At 63.5% G+C, this 21501-nt stretch carries 15 protein-coding genes; 6 read left to right on the forward strand and 9 right to left on the reverse strand.

Annotation, left to right across the window (positions count from 1 at the left end; genetic code table 11):
• Window positions 1-138 precede the first annotated feature (138 nt).
• From VGM61_RS15810 to VGM61_RS15820, 3 genes are all read left to right on the forward strand, one after another.
• Window positions 139-3777: a DUF748 domain-containing protein gene (locus tag VGM61_RS15810; RefSeq protein ID WP_331523824.1), complete on the forward strand. Its 3639-nt coding sequence runs from the start codon at window positions 139-141 to the stop codon at window positions 3775-3777.
• Between the two features lie 69 nt (window positions 3778-3846).
• A complete protein-coding gene (gene kbl / locus VGM61_RS15815; protein WP_331523825.1) occupies window positions 3847-5043 on the forward strand; it encodes a glycine C-acetyltransferase in 1197 nt (398 codons plus the stop codon).
• 327 nt (window positions 5044-5370) lie between these two features.
• Entirely contained in the window at window positions 5371-5595 is a 225-nt protein-coding gene (locus tag VGM61_RS15820; RefSeq protein ID WP_331523826.1) for a hypothetical protein, read from the forward strand.
• Window positions 5596-5719: 124 nt separating this feature from the next.
• On the opposite strand, the gene VGM61_RS15825 is transcribed toward VGM61_RS15820, so the two are convergent.
• From VGM61_RS15825 to glpD, 6 genes are all read right to left on the reverse strand, one after another.
• Window positions 5720-6580 (reverse strand): pseudouridine synthase, encoded by an 861-nt coding sequence (locus VGM61_RS15825; protein WP_331523827.1) that lies wholly within the window; start codon window positions 6578-6580, stop codon window positions 5720-5722.
• A 591-nt stretch (window positions 6581-7171) separates the two neighbouring features.
• Entirely contained in the window at window positions 7172-8290 is a 1119-nt protein-coding gene (locus VGM61_RS15830) for an OmpA family protein (protein WP_331523828.1), read from the reverse strand.
• 204 nt (window positions 8291-8494) lie between these two features.
• Window positions 8495-9946, reverse strand: a complete 1452-nt coding sequence (locus VGM61_RS15835) for a bifunctional 2-methylcitrate dehydratase/aconitate hydratase (RefSeq protein WP_331523829.1) — start codon at window positions 9944-9946, stop codon at window positions 8495-8497.
• 75 nt (window positions 9947-10021) lie between these two features.
• The gene (gene glpK / locus VGM61_RS15840; RefSeq protein ID WP_331523830.1) at window positions 10022-11527 is read right to left on the reverse strand and encodes a glycerol kinase GlpK; all 1506 of its coding nucleotides are present in this window, start codon (window positions 11525-11527) and stop codon (window positions 10022-10024) included.
• A gap of 16 nt (window positions 11528-11543) precedes the next feature.
• Entirely contained in the window at window positions 11544-12248 is a 705-nt protein-coding gene (locus VGM61_RS15845; protein WP_331523831.1) for an MIP/aquaporin family protein, read from the reverse strand.
• Between the two features lie 80 nt (window positions 12249-12328).
• Entirely contained in the window at window positions 12329-13825 is a 1497-nt protein-coding gene (gene glpD, locus VGM61_RS15850) for a glycerol-3-phosphate dehydrogenase (RefSeq protein ID WP_331523857.1), read from the reverse strand.
• Between the two features lie 318 nt (window positions 13826-14143).
• On the opposite strand from glpD, the gene VGM61_RS15855 reads away from it, so the two are divergent.
• Window positions 14144-14821, forward strand: a complete 678-nt coding sequence (locus tag VGM61_RS15855; protein ID WP_331523832.1) for a TerC family protein — start codon at window positions 14144-14146, stop codon at window positions 14819-14821.
• A gap of 63 nt (window positions 14822-14884) precedes the next feature.
• On the opposite strand, the gene VGM61_RS15860 is transcribed toward VGM61_RS15855, so the two are convergent.
• Window positions 14885-15721 (reverse strand): hypothetical protein, encoded by an 837-nt coding sequence (locus tag VGM61_RS15860; protein ID WP_331523833.1) that lies wholly within the window; start codon window positions 15719-15721, stop codon window positions 14885-14887.
• Between the two features lie 216 nt (window positions 15722-15937).
• Between VGM61_RS15860 and VGM61_RS15865 the strand changes: the two genes are divergently transcribed.
• The gene (locus tag VGM61_RS15865; protein WP_331523835.1) at window positions 15938-17956 is read left to right on the forward strand and encodes an FAD-dependent oxidoreductase; all 2019 of its coding nucleotides are present in this window, start codon (window positions 15938-15940) and stop codon (window positions 17954-17956) included.
• 13 nt (window positions 17957-17969) lie between these two features.
• On the opposite strand, the gene prpC is transcribed toward VGM61_RS15865, so the two are convergent.
• Window positions 17970-19118 (reverse strand): bifunctional 2-methylcitrate synthase/citrate synthase, encoded by a 1149-nt coding sequence (gene prpC, locus VGM61_RS15870; RefSeq protein WP_331523836.1) that lies wholly within the window; start codon window positions 19116-19118, stop codon window positions 17970-17972.
• Between the two features lie 28 nt (window positions 19119-19146).
• Window positions 19147-20034 (reverse strand): methylisocitrate lyase, encoded by an 888-nt coding sequence (gene prpB / locus VGM61_RS15875; RefSeq protein WP_331523837.1) that lies wholly within the window; start codon window positions 20032-20034, stop codon window positions 19147-19149.
• A 114-nt stretch (window positions 20035-20148) separates the two neighbouring features.
• Here prpB and VGM61_RS15880 point away from each other — a divergent pair, with 114 nt between their 5' ends.
• The gene (locus VGM61_RS15880) at window positions 20149-21465 is read left to right on the forward strand and encodes a dicarboxylate/amino acid:cation symporter (RefSeq protein ID WP_331523838.1); all 1317 of its coding nucleotides are present in this window, start codon (window positions 20149-20151) and stop codon (window positions 21463-21465) included.
• Window positions 21466-21501 lie beyond the last annotated feature (36 nt).

Here is a 21501-nt window from a genome sequence, read left to right on the forward strand (position 1 = left end):
TGCCGGATCCGTCCTTGCCCCTACCCCCTCGAACCTGAGTACACTCCAGCCTGGGCAGGCCGGCAGTTCTCGGGACGTGTATGGCAGGCAGTACAGCCATACACCGTCGGTCCGCGGTGCAGCGGAGCATCGACCGTCATGAATGACCCTATCGGCAACTCCCGCCTCGCGGCCGGCCGCGAACATGCCGTAAGGCTCTATCGCTCCCACCGCCTGCGCAAAACACTCCTGATTCTGCTTGGCCTGATCGTGCTATTCGGCGTGCTGGGGTTCCTTGCCGCGCCGTCGCTGATCAAAAGCCAGCTGCAAACCCGGGCAACGGCGATGCTTGGGCGACCGGTCACTCTCGACGCCGTGCACCTTAATCCATACACGCTGCGCCTGCAGCTGGACAAGCTGCATATCGGGGAAAAGGACGGTACCTCGCCGTTCGTCGACATCGACCAGGTGGTCGTGAACGCATCCTGGGGATCGGTCTTCCGCCTGGCGCCGGTGCTCGATGACTTGACAGTGCAGCACCCGCAGATCCACATCACCCGCACCGCGCCGCAGGCATTCAATTTCAGCGACATGCTCGACCGCTTCGCGGCCAGGCCCGGCGAACCACCCTCGCCGCCCACGCGTTTCGCGCTGGCCAATATCAGCGTGCATGATGGCGACATCCAGTTCGACGACAAGGTGCTCAACGCCAGGCATCGCATCGACCAGCTCGAACTGGGCATTCCCTTCATCGCCAACCTTCCAAGTCGCATCGACGTCTACGTGCAGCCGCTGCTGGCCATGCGCGTGGATAACAGCCCGCTGCGCTTAGATGGACAGACCAAGCCCTTCGCCAACAGCCGCGAATCGACGATCAACTTCAAGCTCGATCAGCTCGACCTGCCGCGCTATCTCAGCTACGCGCCGTCGAAACTCCCTGTCGCCATACCGAGCGGCGTGCTGTCGGGCCAGCTGCAACTGCATTTCGTGACAACGGGCGATGCATCGCAACTGCGGCTGGACGGCTCGCTGGCGATGGACGACTTCAAACTGACCAATCACGACAACACGCCGCTGCTGGAGCTTGGCCGGGCCACCGCTACGCTCAACGATGTCGAGCCATTGCTCTCGCGCTATCACCTGAGCGCTCTCAACCTCGAACGCGCAAACCTGCATTACACCAAGCTGCCAGGTGGCCACAGCAATTTCGACGCCTTGACCGCGCCCGCGCCACCGACCAATCCACCAGCCAAACCGACGCAGGTCCGCATCGATACCCTGAGCCTGCAGGGATCGAAGCTCGACTACGCCGATCTCAGCGGCAAGGCCCCAGCGAGGCTCTCACTGGAAAACCTCCACGGCACCCTGCGTGGCGTATCTACCGTGGCGGGCTCTGCCGGCAGCGTGGACATGACAGGTCGAATGGCCGGCGGCGACATCACCGCGAACGGCAAGATCGACCTTGCCGGCAATCACTACACCGGCAAGGTCAGCCTGAAACAGGTCGCATTGGCTCCTCTGGTGCCGCTGGCGCCACCGATGTTCAACGGCGAGATTACCGACGGGTCGATCGACGCCGATGCCCAGCTGCAGGCCAGTTGGGGCAGCACGCTCAACGTGCACATGGAGCCGGCGCAGGCAAGCCTGAATCATTTTTCGCTGAGCGCCAAAGGCAGCCGGGCAACGCCGGTCGCCTGGCAAACCATGCATGCCGATATCGCGAAGTTCGACATGGCCGCCGGCGAAGCGCGCTTGAACAGCCTGACCCTTGGCGGCTTGAAAGTGGATGTCCGGCGCCTGCGCAACGGCCAATTCGACCTGGCCAGTCTCGTGCTCTCAGGCAAGCCGGCTCCGCGCGGTGCAGCGGCATCGCCTGCCTTCCATTGGAGCGTGGCGCATTTCGGGCTCACCGATGGCACGGTCAACTTCAAAGACGACAACGCGACCGGCAAAAAAGCGACGTTGGCGATCAAGGCCGGCAAATTCGGTGTGGACGGCCTGTCGGACAACATGCGCCAGCCGATCAAGCTCGATCTGAATGGCGGCATCGGCAAAGGCACCTACAACGTCAAAGGCTCCGTCAAGCCCGAACCGCTGGTCGCCGATCTACGCGTCAAGACGACACGCCTGGATATCGCACCGTTCGAATCGTTGATCAGCGTACCGTTGAACGTGCGCATCGTGAGCGCGCAGCTGGGACTGAACGGGCGTGTCCGGTATTCCGATCACGGCAAGCAGCCGGCGCATATCGCCTATCAGGGCCAGGCCATGCTGGGCCGCGTACGCGTGCTGGACAAGGTGAGCGACGATGAACTCCTGCGCTGGAACAATCTGACCGCCGAAGGGGTGAATGTACGCATGGGCGAAGCTGCGCCCCATGTGGATATCGCCGCCCTGTCGCTCAGCGACTTTTACGCCCGCGTCATCATCAATGCGACCGGGCGCGTGAACCTGTCCGATGTCGTTGCCAATCCCGCCGAAACCGCGCCCGTTTCCATCACCCGTGCACAGGATGGGTCGACACCGCCGCCCGCGCCGGCTGCCAGCACCGCTCAGGTTGCGCAGGCTGCGCCCGCAAGCGCTTCGTCAGCGCCGGCGGGGCCGCCGCCGGAGATCCAGATCGGCCAGCTCACCGTGTCGCGTGGCCAGCTCAACTACACCGACAACTTCATCAAGCCCAACTACACGGCCAATATCACCCAGCTCAAAGGCAAGGTCGGCGCCTTCGGCACCGCCGCCGGCAACCCCCCGGCGGAATTGAACCTGGACGGCCAGCTCGACGCCAACGCGCCGGTGGACATCGCAGGTTCCATCAATCCACTGGCACCGGTGGCTTTCCTCGACATCAAGGCCAAGGCCGATGGCGTGGAACTCACCCACCTGTCGCCCTACTCCGGCAAATACGCCGGCTACCCGATCACCAAGGGACGGCTCAATGTCGATGTGCACTATCTGCTCGACCAGGGCAAGTTGACCGCCGACAACCATATCTTCATCGACCAGCTCACCTTCGGCGACCGCATCGAAGGCCCCGGCATCAGCCATCTACCCGTGAAGCTCGCCGTGGCCTTGCTTAAGGATTCGCAAGGCCGGATCGACGTGCACGTGCCAGTGTCCGGGTCGTTGAACGATCCGCACTTCAGCGTCGGCGGCCTGATCTGGCGCGCCATCGGGAACCTGATCGCCAAGGCGGCGACGGCACCGTTCAAGCTGCTGGCCTCGGCATTTGGCGGTGGCGGCAGCGGCGGCGGACAGGACCTTGGTTACGTGGAATTCGCCCCTGGATCGAGCACGCTGACGCCGGACAGCACATCGCGGCTTGAAAAGATCGTCAAGGTGTTGACCGACAAGCCTTCGCTCAACCTGGACATCGTCGGTCGCGAAGATCCGGCCTTCGACGAGAAGGGCCTGCGCCATGAGATGGTGGAGGATCTTGTCCGCCATGAAGCAGGCAACGACGAGGACAACACCGACCCGGCCAAGGCAAAGATGACACAAGAGCAGCACGACCATTACCTGGAAAAAGCCTACAAGCACGCGAAGTTCAAGAAGGAACGCAACATGGTCGGACTGACCAAGTCGCAGCCGCCAGAAGAAATGCAGAAGTTGCTGGAAGAAAACATGCCGGTCGACCAGGACGCCCTGCGGCACCTGGCCGAGCGACGCGCCGACGCGGTGCGTCAGTGGTTGCGTGGCAAGGTGCCGGACAACCGGGTCTTTGTTTCAGCGCCCAAGGTCGATGCCAAGGGCATCGACGACGGTGGCAAGACCACGCGCGTGGATTTCGGCCTGCATTGAAAGACCGGAAATTGTCCCTGTCGTTGCCAGGGGCCATAATCGGGCTTTCCCCTCGATGGAATATTCCCCATGGGCTACCCGGGCCAGGCGCGCTTCGCTGCCGAACTTGAATCTATCCGCGAGCAGGGCCTGTTCAAGGCCGAGCGCGTGATCACCTCGCCGCAATCGGCGGAAATCACCCTGGCCGACGGGCGCAAGGTGCTTAACTTCTGCGCGAACAATTACCTTGGCCTGGCCGATCATCCCGATGTGATCGCCGCGGCCAAGGACGCGCTGGACACCCATGGCTTCGGCATGGCCTCGGTACGCTTCATCTGCGGCACTCAGGACCTGCACAAGGAACTGGAACGCAAGATTGCCGACTTCTTCGGCACCGAAGACACCATCCTGTACGCGGCCTGCTTCGACGCCAACGGCGGCCTGTTCGAGCCACTTTTGGGCGAGGAAGACGCGATCATTTCCGACGCGCTCAACCACGCATCGATCATCGACGGCATTCGCCTGTGCAAGGCAAAGCGGTTCCGCTATGGCAACTGCGACATGGCCGATCTCGAGCGGCAGCTCAAAGATGCCGATGCTGCCGGCGCACGCACCAAGATCATCACCAGCGACGGTTCGTTCTCGATGGACGGCTTTATCGCCCCTCTGGATGAAATCACCGCGCTGGCGAAAAAATACGATGCCCTGGTGCACATCGACGAATGCCATTGCACCGGGTTCCTCGGCGACACCGGCCGGGGCGCTGCCGAAGTGCACGGCGTGATGGACAGGATCGACATCTTCACCGGCACCCTGGGCAAGGCCCTGGGCGGTGCGTTGGGAGGTTTCACCACTGGCCGGGCGGAAGTCATCGAGATGCTGCGCCAGCGCTCGCGGCCTTATCTGTTCTCCAATTCCCTGCCACCGCACGTGGTGGCCGCGGGCATCAAGGTATTCGACATGCTGTCCTCCGCCGGCGACCTGCGCCAGAAGGTCAAGGACAACACCGCCTATTTCCGCCAGAAAATGACTGACGCCGGCTTCGACATCCGCCCGGGCACCCATCCCATCGTGCCGGTGATGGTGTACGACGCGAAGAAAGCACAGTCCATGGCCAGCGCCCTGCTGGACGAAGGTATCTACGTCACTGGGTTCTTCTTCCCGGTCGTACCCAAGGACCAGGCACGCATCCGCACGCAAATGAGCGCCGCCCACAGCCGCGACCACCTGGACAAGGCGATCGCGGCATTTATCCGCGTAGGGCGCAGCCTGGGCGTGATCGCCTAGAGGTTAGCGCACGGGCTCCTGCGGCCTGGCAGGAGCTTCACGCCGGAATGGCGAGGGTGCACGTTGCACCGCGCCAGGCGGCAGGTAGGGCGGATTGCCTCCTTCCACCGGGCGCGGGTCCGGCAACGGTTTCATGGGGATGTCGCGTCTGTTCAAAGGCTGCATATGGCGTCCTGCCGTTGTTCGGAAATGCACTAGCGCGAGAAGCCACGACCGGTGTGCCGTGGCGGTGAGTCCGGTGGACTGAACCGGCCGTTCGAACTTCCCGCGGGGCTCGGCGCGCGATCGCGGGAGAATTCGGCAGCGAGGGATTCATTCGTCCGCGGCGTGCCCAAGCGCATCGACGAATCCTCTCGCGATCCGTCGGACGAAATCGAAGGCGTGGATACGTTGGACGCTGCATATCCCGGGCGCTGGCGCAGCCAGGGCGGCATGGCCATGGCATTTTCCCGTGGTGATGAGGAGCCGCTCGACGACGTCCACGACGAAGCGAGGCTCGACGATGAAGACGTTGCGGAGGCGACCGACGAAGATGGCGACTGGTACCGGTAGAATACGTTTGCCTGGGGGGTGCGATCACTTGCGGGCGACGAAGGCCCACTGCTTTCCGACTGACTGTGATAGCTCTGCTGGCTAGCTGGCGACGAATTTCCCTGCGACCACGATGGGCTGCTGCTCAAGATCCTGGCTCCTTGCCGTTGATTGGGTCAATCCGTCGAACTGTCTGGACAGTAGGCCAATCTGCGCGATGCGCCGCAGAAGCGCAATACGTCACCAGAGGAATTCGAAACTTTCCATCAGGGCGCAGCGCCGCTATTTCATCGGGTGACAACGGCCGCCATGCACCCTTTGCCAATGTACCCAGCGCAAGGTCGCCGATGGCCACGCGGACCAGGCGCACAACGTCGTGGCCCAGCGCGCCGAACATGCGCCTGATATGCCGGTTACGGCCCTCGTCGAGCACTACCTCGAGCCAGGCATGGCGTGGTCCCTGGCGCAGCAGCGATACGCGTCTTGCAGCAAGCATCTCGCCGCCGTCCTCGATGCCACGCAGGACGGCCTGGCAAACCTCGTCGGTTGGCGTGCCGCGTACCTGTACGTGGTAGGTTTTTTCCTTCCCCGATACAGGGTTCGTAATGCCGGCTGCCCATGCCGTGTCGTTGGTCAGCAGCAACAATCCCTCGCTGGCCTTGTCCAGGCGGCCGACGGGGCCGAGCCAGGGCAAGTCGGCATCCTGCAAAAGCGAGTAGACCGTGGCGCGCCCCTGCTCGTCGCTGGCACTCACCACCAGGCCGCGCGGTTTGTTCAGTGCGATGTACACCCGTGCTTCCTGGCTGGCTGCCTGTTCATCCACACTGATTCGATCACGCCCCTGCACCACCGGGAATTCAGGATCCAGCACGACCTTGCCGTTGACGCGCACGCGACCGGCGCGCACCCACGACTGTCCCTGGCTGCGGGAACAAAGGCCAAGTTTCGAAAGGACGCGTGCCAGGCCATGGCGCGGCGGCCTCGTGCCGGCGGAAGCATTGCTCATTGGCAAAGCGTAACGTATCGCCGTCCGTACGAACGAACCGGAAAGATCAGTCGTGGTCATTGTGCATTGGCGAACTGGAGTCGATAGTGGCGTTTCCGCCAAGCAAGGAAGCATCATGGAACCACATCAATCCAATCCCCCGCATGCCGTCCGCGGAAAACGACGATGAGCAGCCCACCGAGGCAACCGGGCGACACCCGCCCCTCGTCAAACGAATCCACGCCGCCACGCCGCGTCGACCGGCCACGGAACCTGGACGAACTCGTCCGTCGTTTTGGTCAGATGGCTACCAACGAACAGGGACAGGCCCGCGAGAACCCCACCATTCGCCTGATGCCAGCGCCACAAGCCCACCGCGTCCAAATCGGTCACGTCAATGATTCGCGATTCGCGGCGCAACCTGCGATCTCGCGCGACGCCGCGAGCACTCCCGGCACTACCCCTGGCATCACCCCTGCCAGTACGGCGGCATCCTCGCCGCCTGCCTCTCCCAGATGGCAGCCGCGTGGAGGCGGACCGTCACGCGATCGCGAACGATAGGCAAAAAAAAGCCCGGCTTTCGCCGGGCTTTTCGTGTTACTTGCCGGTCGTTTACTGCTTGACCTGCAGTTCCGTACGACGGTTGCGAGCGCGGCCGTCGGCCGTGTCGTTGCTGTCGATCGGGTCGGCTTCGCCGTGACCGATCGGGCCGTCGAGGCGATCGGCGGTGATGCCGTGGGCCGTCAGGTAGTCGTAGACGATCTTCGCACGACGCTCGGACAGGCTCTGGTTGTAGGCATCCTTACCGACGCTATCGGTGTAGCCGGCGACCGTGACATGGACCTGCGGGTAACGCTGCAGGGTGTCGACAGCCTGGTTCAGCACGCCCATCGAGTCGCTGGTCGGCTCCTGCAGGGTCTTCGCGATGTCGCCACCCATTTCAGCCTTCTTCGGATGGTCGAACTTGAAGTTGACACCACGCAGGTCGATGACGACCTTCTGCGGGCAGCCGTCCGGACCAACGATGGTACCGGCAGGCGTGCTCGGGCACTTGTCTTCGCAATCGTTCACACCGTCGCCATCGCTGTCGAGGGTGGAGCAATCCGGAGCGGCCGGAGGCGGAGCGACAGCCGGAGCGGGAGCGGCGGGCGGAGCGCCGAAGCGCGAAACCACGCTGAAGCCCAGGAACCAGTCGCCGTAGCCATTCTCGCCACGGTTGGTCTTGTCGTCCCAGTCGTAACGGTAGCCACCCTCGACACGGATGTCGGAGCTGTCGGTGATGGTCTTGGACACGCCGACGCCCAGTTCAGCAGCCGGAGCCCAGCCCTTGTCGTCGGCGTTGGTGTGGTAGCTGCCCATCACGCCGGCCAGCAGGTACGGACGCCATGCGTCCCACGCACCAGCGTAGAAGCGTGCGGCCACGCCGTAGTTGTTGTTCGACCAGTTGCCAGCGCCGTCACGATCGCGCTTGGTGCGGTCGATGAACAGGTCGATGGAGGCGTTCGACGAAATGAACTTACCCACGCCCAGGCCGTAGTAAACCTGGCGGCTGTTGGTGTTGCGGTCGGTGTCGTTGTAGTAACCGCCAACGGTCGGCGCAATGTACCAACGGCCATCATAGGTGGTCGTCGACGTGCTGCTTGCCGTGTCGGCAGTGGTGTCCTGCGCGTGAACGGCACCCACGCCGCCCAGGGCCAAGCCGATCAGCAAAAACAAGCCCTTACGATTCATCGGTGTCTCCTCGTTATTGGTATTCGCGTCCGCGCTCCACCCCAGACGGAAATCGCGCGTAGAACGTCTATTCCTGAGTTTTTTTACGGAGGCTGTTTCCGCCCCTCGCAAACATCCCGTTAAGCGGGCTGCGGCAGTTTAGCAAAAATCAAACAATTGAACAGCCGCAGCGCACCTTCGTTCATATTCGAGTCACGGCAATGTTCAAACCGTGAAGAGACCCAGAAACTCGCTTATCGGCATGGCATCGAGGCTGGCCGGATCTGCCGTGGCTGCAAGGATCCTGCCGGCCTGGTGCTGGGGCAGGTAACCCTTGAGCGCGCCTTCGAATTTCTTAAGCAGGACAGGAATGCCCTCGGCCCGGCGGCGGCGATGACCAATGGGGTAGTCAATGGAAACTTTCCCCGTGCTGGACCCGTCCTTGAAAAATACCTGGACGGCATTGCCGATATAGCGTTTTTCGGCATCGAAATAATCTGTAGTAAACCGGGGATTTTCCGAAACCTGCATTTTATTGCGCAGGGCATCGATTCTCGGATCGGCGGCTACGTCATCGTTATAGTCATCGGCGGTGAGACGCCCGAAGATCAACGGCACGGCAACCATGTACTGGATGCAATGGTCGCGATCGGCATAGTTGGCCAGGGGGCCGGTCTTGTCGATGATGCGCACACCCGCTTCCTGGGTCTCGATGACGATCTTCTCGATTTCATCAAGTCGCCCTGCGACCTCGCCGTGCAGCTGCATGGCGCATTCCACGGCCGTCTGGGCGTGGAATTCAGCCGGGTAGCTGATCTTGAACAGCACGTTCTCCATCACGTAGCTGCCGAAGGGCCGTTCAAACGTGAACGCGTTGCCCTTGAAGGCGACGTCGTAATAGCCCCAGGTCTTCGCCGACAGCGCCGACGGATACCCCACCACCCCGCGATACACCGCGTTGATGGCGTGTGTCACGGCGCGGCGGCAGGCGTCGCCGGCGGCCCAGCTCTTGCGAGGACCGGTGTTCGGGGCATGGCGATAGGTACGCAGGGCGCCGTTATCGATCCAGCTATGCGACACGGCCGTGGTGATCTGTTCCTTATTGCCGCCCAGCATCGCCGTGGCCACCGCCGTGGAGGCCAGTCGGACCAGGATCACGTGGTCCTGGCCAACGCGGTTGAAGCTGTTCTTCAGGGCATAGCAGCCCTGGATCTCATGCGCCTTGATCGCCCAGGCAAGGACGTCGCGCACGGTCGGGCCCTTGCCCCCTTCCCTCTCGGCCTTGCGACCGAGGTAATCGGCCACGGCCAGGATGGCGCCGAGGTTGTCCGACGGATGACCCCATTCGGCGGCAAGCCAGGTGTCGTTGAAGTCGAGCCAGCGCACCTGGGTGCCGATGGCAAAGGCCGCCTGGACGGGATCGAGCTCATGCGAGGTACCGGGCACACGGGCGCCGCCGGGCAGGTTGGCGCCCGGGACAACAGGGCCCAGGTGCTTGACGCACTCAGGAAATTTCATTGCCAGCATGGAGCAGGCAAGCGAATCGAGCAGCATGTAGCGGGCGGTGTCGTAAGCCTCGGTGGAGTCCACGCGGTAATCGGCCACGTAATTGGCAATGTCCACCATCGGCTGGTCGGGATCGGGCCGGACGGCGGAGCGGATGTCGTGTGCACTCATGGGGGATCTCGGCTACGGGAAACGCCCAGTTTAACCGATGGCCCGGGCTGGAAGCCCGAGGCCGCGGCGACCGGGCTAGGTCACGCGAAAGCCCAGGGTGGCCTGTACCGCCTGCTTCCATCCCGCATACAGCGCCTGGCGCCGGTCGTCGGGCATCGCTGGCTCGAACCTGCGATCCACCGCCCATTGGCTGGCGATGTCCGCCCGGCTCTCCCAGAACCCAGTGGCCAGCCCCCCCAGATAGGCCGCGCCCAGGGCGGTGGTTTCCTGCACCTTCGGGCGAAGGACATCCAGTGCCAGGATGTCGCTCTGGAACTGCGCCATGAAATCGTTGGCAATCGCGCCGCCATCGGCCCTGAGTTCCTTCACCTTCATGCCCGCGTCCGCTTCCATCGCTTCAAGCACGTCGCGGGTCTGGAAGGCCATGGATTCCAGTGCCGCGCGGATGAACTGCTCCTTGGTGGTGCCGCGGGACAGGCCGAAGATCGCACCACGGACATCGCTTCTCCAATAGGGCGCACCCAGGCCAACGAAGGCGGGGACGAAATACACCCCGTCGGTGTCGTGGGCGCGTTCGGCATAGGCCTGCGAGTCGCTGGCCTTGCCGAACATGCGCAGGCCGTCGCGCAACCACTGGATCACTGATCCGGCGACGAAGATGCTGCCTTCCAGCGCGTATTCCACCTTGCCATCGATGCCCCAGGCGATGGTGGTCAACAGGCCATGCCTTGACGCTACCGCCTTCGTACCCGTATTCATCAGCATGAAACAGCCGGTGCCATAGGTGTTCTTGGCAAGGCCCGGTTCGAAGCAGGCCTGGCCGAACAGGGCCGCCTGCTGGTCGCCGGCAATGCCGGCAATGGGTACCTCGCGGCCGAGCAGGAATTGCGGCAACGTACTGCCGTAGACCTCGCTGGAGGAACGGACCTCCGGCAACATCGCGCGCGGCACGTCCAGCATGGCGAGCAGTTCATCGTCCCACTGGCAGGCATGGATGTCGTACATCAGGGTGCGCGAGGCATTGGTGTAATCGGTGACATGCGCCTTGCCGCCGGTAAGGTTCCAGATCAGCCAGGTGTCGATGGTGCCGAACAGCAACTCCCCCTTCGCGGCTTTTTCCCGCGCGCCTTCGACGTGGTCGAGGATCCACTTGACCTTGGTGCCGGAAAAATAGGCGTCGGTCAACAGGCCCGTCTTCGCGCGGACCATGTCGTCGAAACCGTCGGCCTTCAGCTGGTCACAGATGCCGCTGGTTTGCCGTGATTGCCAGACGATCGCGTTGTACACCGGCTGGCCACTGGCCTTGTCCCAGACCACCGCCGTTTCGCGCTGGTTGGTGATACCGATGCTGTCGATGTCCGTCGGCTTGATGCCCGCGTTGTTGATCACTTCGGTGAGCGTCACCAGCACGCTGGTGAGGATCTCGCGCGGGTTGTGCTCGACCCAGCCTGGCTGGGGGAATATCTGCGTGAATTCGCGCTGCGCGGTGCCGGCGATGCGACCGGCATGATCGAAGAGGATCGCGCGTGAGCTGGTGGTGCCCTGGTCGATGGCCAGGATGTAACCTTTTTTCTCGCTCATGGGGGCTCCTGGAGAATCAGCCGGCGACGGCGTGGTAGAAGAAGGCAGCGCCCAGGGCGCCGATCACCGGCCCGACGATGGGCACGAAGGCATAGCCCCAGTCGGAGCCGCCCTTGCCGGGAATCGGCAGTAATGCATGGGCAAGGCGCGGTGCGAAATCCCGCGCGGGATTGATCGCATACCCGGTGGGCCCGCCCAGGCCCATGCCGATCGCCACAACAAGCAAGGCGACCGCCAGCGGGCCCAGGCCCTCCGTCATGCGGTTGGCTCCGATCGCCAGCACGCCGTACACCAGCACGAAGGTGCCGATGATTTCCGTCAGCAGGTTGGAGGGAAGATGCCTCACCGCCGGGATCGTGCAGAACACGCCAAGCTTCTTCGCAGGGTCGTCCGTGCCGGGCCATAGCGCGAAGTAGTGCAGGTATACCAATACCGCCCCGGCGAAGGCACCGGCCAACTGCGCGGCGATATAGCCGGGTACCAACCCCCAGGCCAGCTTGCCCAGCGCGGCCAGGGCCAGGGTGATCGCCGGGTTCATGTGCGCGCCGCTGGCTGCGGCGACGTAGATGCCGATCAGCACCGCCAGCCCCCAGGCAAGCGTAATGGTGATCCAGCCCGCACCCTCGGCCTTGGATCCTTTCAGCAGCACGCCTGCGACGACTCCGTCGCCAAGCAGGATCATCATCATCGTGCCAAGGAACTCACTCAGGTACACCGACATCCGGGTTACTCCTTTCCTGGTCCATTGCACCGGCGAGCCAGCGATGCTTCGACGGCCGGGGTCGGCCGAACGTGCCCTTGTCAAGGGCCCGCGTCACGCCGCGCACCAACGTACGCCTCTAGCCGGGCGGCACCGGCAGCATCCACGTGCAGGCCGGTCTTGGTCCGGCGCCAGAGGATGTCCTCAGCATGCCGCGCCCATTCGTGGCGCACCAGGTAATCGACCTCGGCGGCGTAAAGATCGCCGCCAAAATGCTCGCCCAACGCGGCCAATGAGGAGGAGGCACCGAGGAAATCGCGGCAGCGCGTGCCATAGGTGCGCACCAGCCTGTCGGCCATGGCGTCACCCAGCCACGGGCGGTCGGCGCGGACGTCCACCAGCAATTCCTCGATGTCGGCTTCACCGCCGCCGGGCAGGTGGCGCCCGGTGGCCGTCCATGGTCCCACCGCCGATCCGAGCAACGGGGCGAGCCGGTCGACTGCTTCCTCGGCCAGCTTGCGGAACGTGGTGATCTTGCCGCCGAAGACATTGAGCAAGGGCGGGCCGTCGTCATCGACTTCGAGCAGGTAGTCGCGGGTGACTTCCGACGCGCTGCTGTTTTCATCGTCAAGCAACGGACGCACGCCGCTATAGCTCCAGACCACGTCGGACGGCGCCAGCGCCTTGCGGAAATACCGGTTCGCCGCTTCGCACAGGTAAGTGGTTTCGTCCGCATCGATGCGTGGCTGGGACGGATCGCCGTGGTATTCCACGTCGGTTGTGCCGATCAGGGTGAACTCTCGCTCATAGGGAATGGCAAACACAATGCGCCGGTCCGGCTGCTGGAAAATATACGCATAGCGATGATCGAAGAGCTTCGGCACCACGATGTGGCTGCCCTTGACCAGGCGCAGTGCGTGGTCGTGTCGGACATCGGCCACCTCGCCCAGGAACGTCGCCGCCCAGGGGCCCGTGGCATTGACCAGGCTACGCCCGTGTACGGTTCGATGGCCCTGCGCGGACTCCAGTTCCACGCGCCATAGTTCTCCCTCACGCACCGCCGCGACGCAGCGTGTGTGGGTGAGTATCTCCGCTCCGCGGTAGGCCGCGTCCATGGCATTGAGCACCACCATGCGCGCGTCCTGCACCCAGGCGTCGGAATAGACGAAACCAGTGTGGAACTCATCGCGAAGCGGCAGGCCGGCCACGTGCTTGGCGAAGCGGATGCGCCGTGAACCGGGCAAGGTGCGGCGGCCGTGGCCCAGGTGGTCGTAAAGGAACAGGCCCAGCCGGATCATCCATGCCGGACGCAGGTGGGGCTGGTGCGGCAGCACGAACCGCAGCGGCCAGATGATGTGCGGCGCGGCGCGCAATAGCACTTCACGCTCGGCCAGCGCCTTGCCCACCAAGGCAAACTCGAACTGCTCCAGGTAACGCAGGCCGCCGTGGATCAGCTTGGTACTGGCGCTGGACGTGTGCGCGGCAAGGTCATCGCGCTCGCACAGCAGCACGGAAAGCCCGCGGCCGATCGCATCCCTGGCAATGCCCGCCCCATTGATGCCGCCACCGACGACGACGATATCGAAGGGGTCCATCAGCAACGGTTTGTCGTGTGCATGCAACGCGCTCCAGACCCAAGAACCTGCCCCGCCATGATGCGTCCACCGGTGCACCCCTGTCATGCGGGAATTACACGTACATTGACTACCCGCGATGCTTGGCCAAGAATGCGCCTGTTACTCAACCCAAAGGGGAGTAGCCCAGGGAGTCAGTCGAAGCTCCCGCGTGGCGATACGTCATCACGAGCGGCCCATCCGCTCCGGGCGTCACGACGGCCTTGGCCGGGGGCGAGACTTTTGCGTTGTGCGCGGCCGCACGGGGCCGCGTGCCACGCAATGTCCCGTGCAAGGAGCCCCATGGACATCCCCATCACCGATTTTCTCTCCGGCCTCTTCGCCATCGTCCTGCTGGACCTGGTACTGGCCGGCGATAATGCCATCGTGATCGCGCTGGCGGCGCGCAACCTGCCCGCCCACCTGCAAAAAAAAGCCATCTTCTGGGGCACCTTCGGCGCCGTGGCCGTACGCGTGGCGCTCACCGGCATCGTGGTCTACCTGCTCAAGCTGCCCGGGCTGATGCTTGCCGGCGGCCTTTTGTTGTTGCCGATCGCCTGGAAGCTCCTCAAGCATGACGAGCACGACCCGAACATCACACCCGCGTCGGGATTCTGGGCGGCATTGCGTACCATCGTGGTGGCCGACGCGCTGATGGGCCTGGACAACGTGCTGGCCATTGCCGGCGCGGCCAAGGGTCACATGGTGCTGGTGATCCTGGGCCTGTTGATCAGCGTGCCATTGGTGGTCTGGGGTTCCACCCTGATCCTGAAGCTGATCAACCGGTTCCCCATGGTGATCTACCTCGGTGCCGCCGCCATCGCCTGGACAGCGGCGCGGATGATCGGGCACGACCAACTGGTATCGCCCTGGTTCGATGCCAGACCGTGGGTGCAATGGGCGCTGGACGCGTTGCTTGTGCTCGCCATCTGCGGTGGCGGTTGGCTGTGGCAACGGCGCCGTGTCATGCGTACGGCCTGATTCAAACCTGGAACGGGCCGGATAACCGGCCCGTTTTCATGCGATACGTCCGCTTTTACGCGATCAGAAGCGGAAACGCACGTACGCCGAAGGACCGTTGAGCTTCATGTCCAGGTCCAGGTCGTAGGCCCGCTTTTCCTGGTTCAGGCGAATCTTCGTATACGCATATTCCGCACCGAAGCCCACGTTCTTCCAGGGGAACCACTCCACGCCCAAGGCCGCGTCGTAGATGTGGCCGTTGAGGTTGCCGCCGTTCTTCTTCACGCCCGAGGCATTGATATACATGCGCCACTGGTCGTTGAAAGCATGGCGCCAGCCCAACTGCAGGTTGGGCGCCCAGGCATCGGCATCGGCGCCACTATGTTCGGTGGCAGTCAAGCCGTTGAGGGTCGCCTGGCCGGTGACACCACCACGTATCTTGTAATAAGCCGCGCCAAGGCCCACACCGAAAACATCATCGCCACTACCGAACCACCAGCGGTATGCCGCGCTGCCGAAGTTGAAACGCACATTACCCTTCAGGCGCGCCGAGGCGTCGTACTGGTTACCCAGGTAGTTCACGCTGTCGCTGATCGTGCGTGAATGACTGCGATCGATGTTGTAGTAGTCGAAGGTGAAGCCCTGGTGCTCACCGAACACGAAGTCAAGTCGGGCACGGGGGGCAACCTTCCGCTTCTGGAAGTCCAGGTCGTCTTCCAGGTTGAGGTTGCCGCGGACCTGGCCGTCCTTGCTGTGCGCACCGAGATTGGTATCTGAATTGGCGTAGTAGCCACCCAGCCAGATGCTCACGTTATCCAGTGCTCGGGACTGCTGTGCATGAGCGCCGGCGGCATACCCGCCCAGCGACACCACGAGGATCCCGGAAATTGCCCGGCCCAGTTTGTTTTTTGTCATACGCATATCGTCTCCGTGTAAGGCTTCATAGGCGACCCCCTGCCGGGCGGTGGCCCTACATTCAGGCTTCCCCAACGCAATTCTTAAGATGTGGATGTGTGCAGTTCGTGCACTGGGAAGTTTCGCCGTTTGAAACGAAATGCCCTTTCACGCCCTCACTCCGCTTGCTCCACAAAGCGTTCACGCGCATCATTAAACGATCGTTTGAATTGGCGCTGACCCGTGGACTACCCGCACCTGCTTGCACCACTCGACCTTGGCTTCACCACACTGCGCAATCGCGTGCTGATGGGCTCGATGCATACCGGGCTTGAAGACAAGGCGAAGGATTTCGACAAGCTCGCGGCATTTTTCGCCGAGCGTGCACGAGGCGGTGTGGGCCTGATCGTCACCGGCGGCATCTCGCCGAGTATGGAAGGATGGTTGAAACCGTTCTCCGGCACCTTGTCGATGCCCTGGCACGTGGCCCGGCATCGCAAGGTTACCCAGGCAGTGCATGCCGAAGGTGGCAAGATCTGCATGCAGATCCTCCATGCCGGCCGCTACGCCTACCAACCGCTGGCCGTGGCGCCGTCGAAAATAAAATCCCCGATCAGCCCGTTCACACCCAGGGCACTCACTGGGCGCGGTGTCGAGCGCAGCATCGCGGCGTTTGTGCGCAGCGCGAAACTTGCGCAGCGTGCCGGCTACGACGGCGTCGAGGTGATGGGCTCGGAAGGCTACCTGATCAACCAGTTCATTGCCGCTCGCACCAACAAGCGAAACGATGCCTGGGGCGGCGACGCCGATCGACGCATGCGCTTGCCGGTGGAGATCGTCCGGCGCATCCGCCAGGCGGTGGGCCGCGACTTCATCATCATCTACCGCCTGTCGATGCTCGACCTGGTCGACGACGCGCAATCATGGGATGAGATCGTCACCCTCGCGAAGAAAGTGGAGGCTGCCGGCGCCACCATCATCAACACGGGCATCGGCTGGCATGAGGCGCGTGTCCCCACCATCGTCACCAGCGTGCCGCGCGCGGCGTTCACCTGGGTCACGCGCAAGCTCAAGGGCGAGGTATCGATCCCGCTGGTGACCACCAACCGCATCAACATGCCCGATGTTGCCGAACGTGTGCTGGCCGCAGGCGATGCCGACATGGTGTCGATGGCACGGCCCCTGCTGGCCGATCCGGACTGGGTGAACAAGGCCGCCGCCGGACGCACGCAGGCAATCAATACCTGCATCGCCTGCAACCAGGCATGCCTGGACCACGTGTTCGTCAATCGCCGGGCGTCATGCCTGGTCAATCCGCGGGCCTGTCACGAGACCGAACTTCTGATCCGCCCGGCCAGCGCGCGCAAGCGTTACGCCGTGGTCGGCGCTGGCCCCGCGGGCCTGGCCTGCGCCACCACGCTTGCCGAACGCGGCCATGCGGTCACCCTCTTCGATGGCGCGCCGGCGATCGGCGGCCAGTTCAACATGGCCAGGCTTATTCCCGGCAAGGAAGAATTTGACGAGACGATCCGCTATTTCGGGCATCGCCTGGGAGAAACCGGTGTAACGCTTGCGCTGGGCCAGCTTGCAACGGTGCAAATGCTACAGGCGGGCGGCTTCGACGGCGTGGTGCTTGCCACTGGCGTGATGCCACGCGCAGCGGGTATCGAAGGCAGTGATCATCCCAAGGTTTTGAGCTACGTCGACGTCCTTGCCGGCGGTGCGCACGTCGGCAAGAAGGTGGCCGTGATCGGCGCGGGCGGCATTGGCTTCGACGTCGCCGAATTCCTGGTGCAGTCGCGTCCGTCGCCCAGTACCGATATCGCGCGCTGGACCGGCGAATGGGGCGTAGACACCACGCTTGCCCATCGTGGCGGACTGGCGCCGCCAAAGGCCGAAGGACCTGATCGCGAGGTATGGCTGTTGCAGCGCAGCCCCGGAACTCCAGGCAAGCGGTTGAACAAGACCTCCGGCTGGGTGCATCGGGCGACCCTGAAGCACAAGAAGGTACGCATGCTTGGCGGCGTGGCCTACCAGAAGATCGACGATGAGGGACTGCACGTGTTGATCGACGGCACCCCGCAGGTGCTGCCGGTGGACAACGTGGTGATCTGCGCAGGCCAGGAGCCCAACCGTGCACTGCACGATCCGCTGGCGGCAGCAGGCATGAGCGTGTATCTGATCGGTGGAGCGGATGTGGCCGCCGAACTCGATGCCAAACGGGCGATCGCCCAGGCGACGCGGCTGGCCGCGTCGCTCTAAGCCGCCCGTAGCGTCAGGACCGCTTTTCGATCGGCGTGTAGCTTAAGTCTTCCGGTCCGACGTAGTTCGCGCTGGGACGGATGATCTTGCCATCCTCGCGTTGCTCGATGATGTGCGCACTCCAGCCCGAGGTGCGCGAGATCACGAACAGGGGCGTGAACATCGCTGTGGGCACGCCCATCATGTGGTAAGCAGACGCGGAGTACCAGTCGAGGTTGGGGAACATCTTCTTCTGTTCCCACATCACCTTCTCGATGCGTTCGGACACTTCAAAGAGCTTCGGATTGCCACCCTCGGTGCACAACTTGCGCGCGATCTCCTTGATGATCTCGTTGCGCGGATCGGACACCGTATACACCGGGTGGCCGAAGCCGATGATGATTTCCTTGCGCTCAACGCGGGCGCGGATATCGGCTTCCGCCTCATCACCATTGCGGTAGCGCGCGATGATCTCCATCGCCACTTCGTTGGCGCCGCCGTGCTTGGGGCCGCGCAAGGCACCGATGCCGCCGGTGATGGCCGAATACATGTCCGAGCCGGTACCGGCGACCACGCGCGCAGCGAAGGTGCTGGCATTGAACTCGTGTTCGGCATACAGGATGAGCGACTTGTCCAGCGCATGGGCATGCAGCTCGCTGGGCTTCTTGCCGTGCAGCACGTGCAGGAAATGGCCGGCGATGGAGTCGTCGTCCGTCTCCACTTCCACGCGCTTGCCGTTATGGCTGAAGTGGAACCAGTACAGCAACATGGAACCGAAGCTTGCCATCAGGCGGTCGGCGATCGCCGTGGCGCCGGTGCGGTTGTGGTCGTCCTTTTCCGGGAGCACGGTGCCCAGCACCGAGCAACCGGTACGCAGCACATCCATCGGATGGGTCGCCGCGGGCAACAGCTCCAGGGCGCCCTTGACCGGCGCAGGCAGGCCACGCAGGCGGCGCAGGCGCGCCTTGTAGGCATTCAATTCCTGCCATGTGGGCAACACGCCATGCACCAGCAGGTGCGCCACTTCCTCGAAGCAGCCTTTGGCGGCCAGATCGTGGATGTCGTAGCCGCGGTAGTGCAGGTCGTTACCGCTGCGGCCGACCGTGCACAACGCGGTATTGCCGGCGGCGACGCCGGAAAGGGCTACCGATTTCTTCGGCTTGGGAAGCGTTTGTTCGCTCATGCGCTTGGGTTCCTTCGGGGGCGTGCGATCAGGATTTGCGTGAGAACAGTTCGTCGAGGCGGCGTTCGTAGTCGTGGTAGCCAATGCGGTCGTAGAGCTCTTCGCGCGTCTGCATGGTGTCCACCACGTTGCGCTGGTGTCCGTCGCGGCGGATCGCCTGGTAGACGTTTTCGGCGGCCTTGTTCATGGCACGGAAGGCGGAAAGCGGATACAGCACGATGCCCACGCCCACGCTACCCAGTTCCTCGACGCTGAAGAGCGGCGTGCTGCCGAACTCGGTGATATTGGCCAGCACCGGCACCTTGAGCGCGTCGGTAAATCGCTTGTAGGTAGCCAGGTCATACGCGGCTTCGGCGAAGATGCCATCGGCACCAGCCTCGACGCAGGCGATGGCGCGCTCGATGGCGGCGTCCACGCCATCGACGGCGATCGCATCGGTGCGGGCGATCAGGAAGAAGTCTGCGTCGGTCTTCGCATCAGCGGCGGCCTTGACGCGGTCGGCCATCTCGCTGGCGCTGACGATCTCCTTGCCCGGGCGATGGCCGCAGCGCTTGGCGCCTACCTGGTCTTCGATGTGGCAGGCCGCGGCACCGGCCTTGATCAGGCTGCGCACGGTGCGGGCGATGTTGAACGCGCTGGGGCCGAAGCCGGTGTCGATATCCACCATGAGTGGCAGGTCGCACACGTCGGTGATCCGCCGGACATCGGTCAGGACGTCGTCGAGAGTGTTGATGCCAAGGTCCGGCAGGCCGAGTGAACCCGCGGCCACGCCGCCGCCGGAAAGATAGATGGCACGGTAACCGGCGCGGCGCGCCAGCAGCGCATGGTTGGCATTGATGGCGCCAATCACCTGCAAGGGCGATTCAGTGGCGAGCGCTTCGCGGAAGAGCGCGCCGGGAGAAGGAAGCTGTGCCATGTCTGCTCCGGGAAAACGTCGATTTTAGCGCATTCGGAGTGCCCTCCCCGTGCTGCAGTACAACAAGGTTATTTCTCGAAAGACGGATTTTCCCCGCACCGCTAGGGTTGTGCCATGAGCCAAAAAGCCAGTCCCCTCGCCCGCCGCATCCTCGTTGGCCTGCTCGCCGGCATCGTTGCAGGCCTCGCCACCCTTGTCCTGGGCCACTTCCACCCCCCGGCGCTGGCCTTCATGCAACGGGTAGCCACGGAAGTACTCGACCCCTTTGGCCAGGTGTTCCTGCGGTTATTGTTCTTCGTCATCGTGCCCCTGGTGTTCGCGTCACTGGCCTCGGGAGTTGCCCAGCTGGGCCGGCTCGACCGCTTAGGTCCCCTGGCCGGGCGCACCTTCGGCCTGTTCGTCGCCAACATGTGTGTCGCGGTATTGCTGGGCCTGTTGATGATGAACCTGCTCGAACCCGGGCATTTCCTCAACGCCGATACGCGCGCCAGCCTGGTGCGCCAATACAGCGGTACCTCGGCCGGCCTGATGCAGACCCGTGCGGCGCAGCCAGCCCTCAACGCCGCCACCCTGGTGGACATGTTCATGCCGCGCAACCTGCTTGGCGCGGTGGTGGGCAACGACCGCAATCGCCTGGGCGACGTGCTGCCATTGATCGTCTTCGCCATCCTGGTGGGCGCGGCTGCCACGCAGCTGGTGGCCCAGGCGCGCACCCAGGTGCTGGGCGCGCTTGAAACGGTAGCCGCGCTCATGACCCGCGTGGTCGACTTCGCGCTGAAACTTGCGCCCTATGCGGTGCCGGCGATGATCTACAGCGTGGTGGTGAAGGTGGGCGTGGATATCCTTGTCACGCTGTCGCTGTTCGTCGCCGGGTGCGCGGCGGCCCTGCTGGTGCATCTGTTCGGCACCATGTCGCTGTGGTTGAAGTTTTTTGCCGGGCGCTCGCCACTGGGCTTCTTCCGGCAGATCCGGCCCGTATTGATCACGGCGTTTTCCACCAGTTCCAGCAGTGCATGCCTTCCCGCATCGCTGGCCGTGGCCCGTGAGGAATTGAAGCTCCCCCCGAGCGTGGCGGGCTTCGTGCTGCCATTGGGCGCCACCATGAACATGAGCGGCACGGCCTTGTTCGAAGGCTGCGTGGTGCTGTTCGTGGCGCAGGCCTTCGGGGTGGAACTGTCGCTGGCCCAACAAGCCGTGCTGATGGTCCTGGCGGTCATTTCCGCCGTGGCCGTAGCCGGCATTCCCGGAGGTTCACTGCCACTCATTGCCGGCTTGCTGGTGAGCTTCGGCATTCCCGCCGAGGGCATCGGCATCGTACTTGGTGTCGACCGCCTGCTCGACATGCTGCGAACCACGGTGAATGTGGGTAGCGATCTTGTTACTGCCAGCGTCGTGGCCGGGCGCCCGGCTGATACCGCGGTACCGACATGAAAAAGGCCGCGCGTCGCTTTACAGACGCGCGGCCTT

The organism is Pinirhizobacter sp., assembly GCF_036499745.1.
GTDB lineage: Bacteria > Pseudomonadota > Gammaproteobacteria > Xanthomonadales > Rhodanobacteraceae > Pinirhizobacter.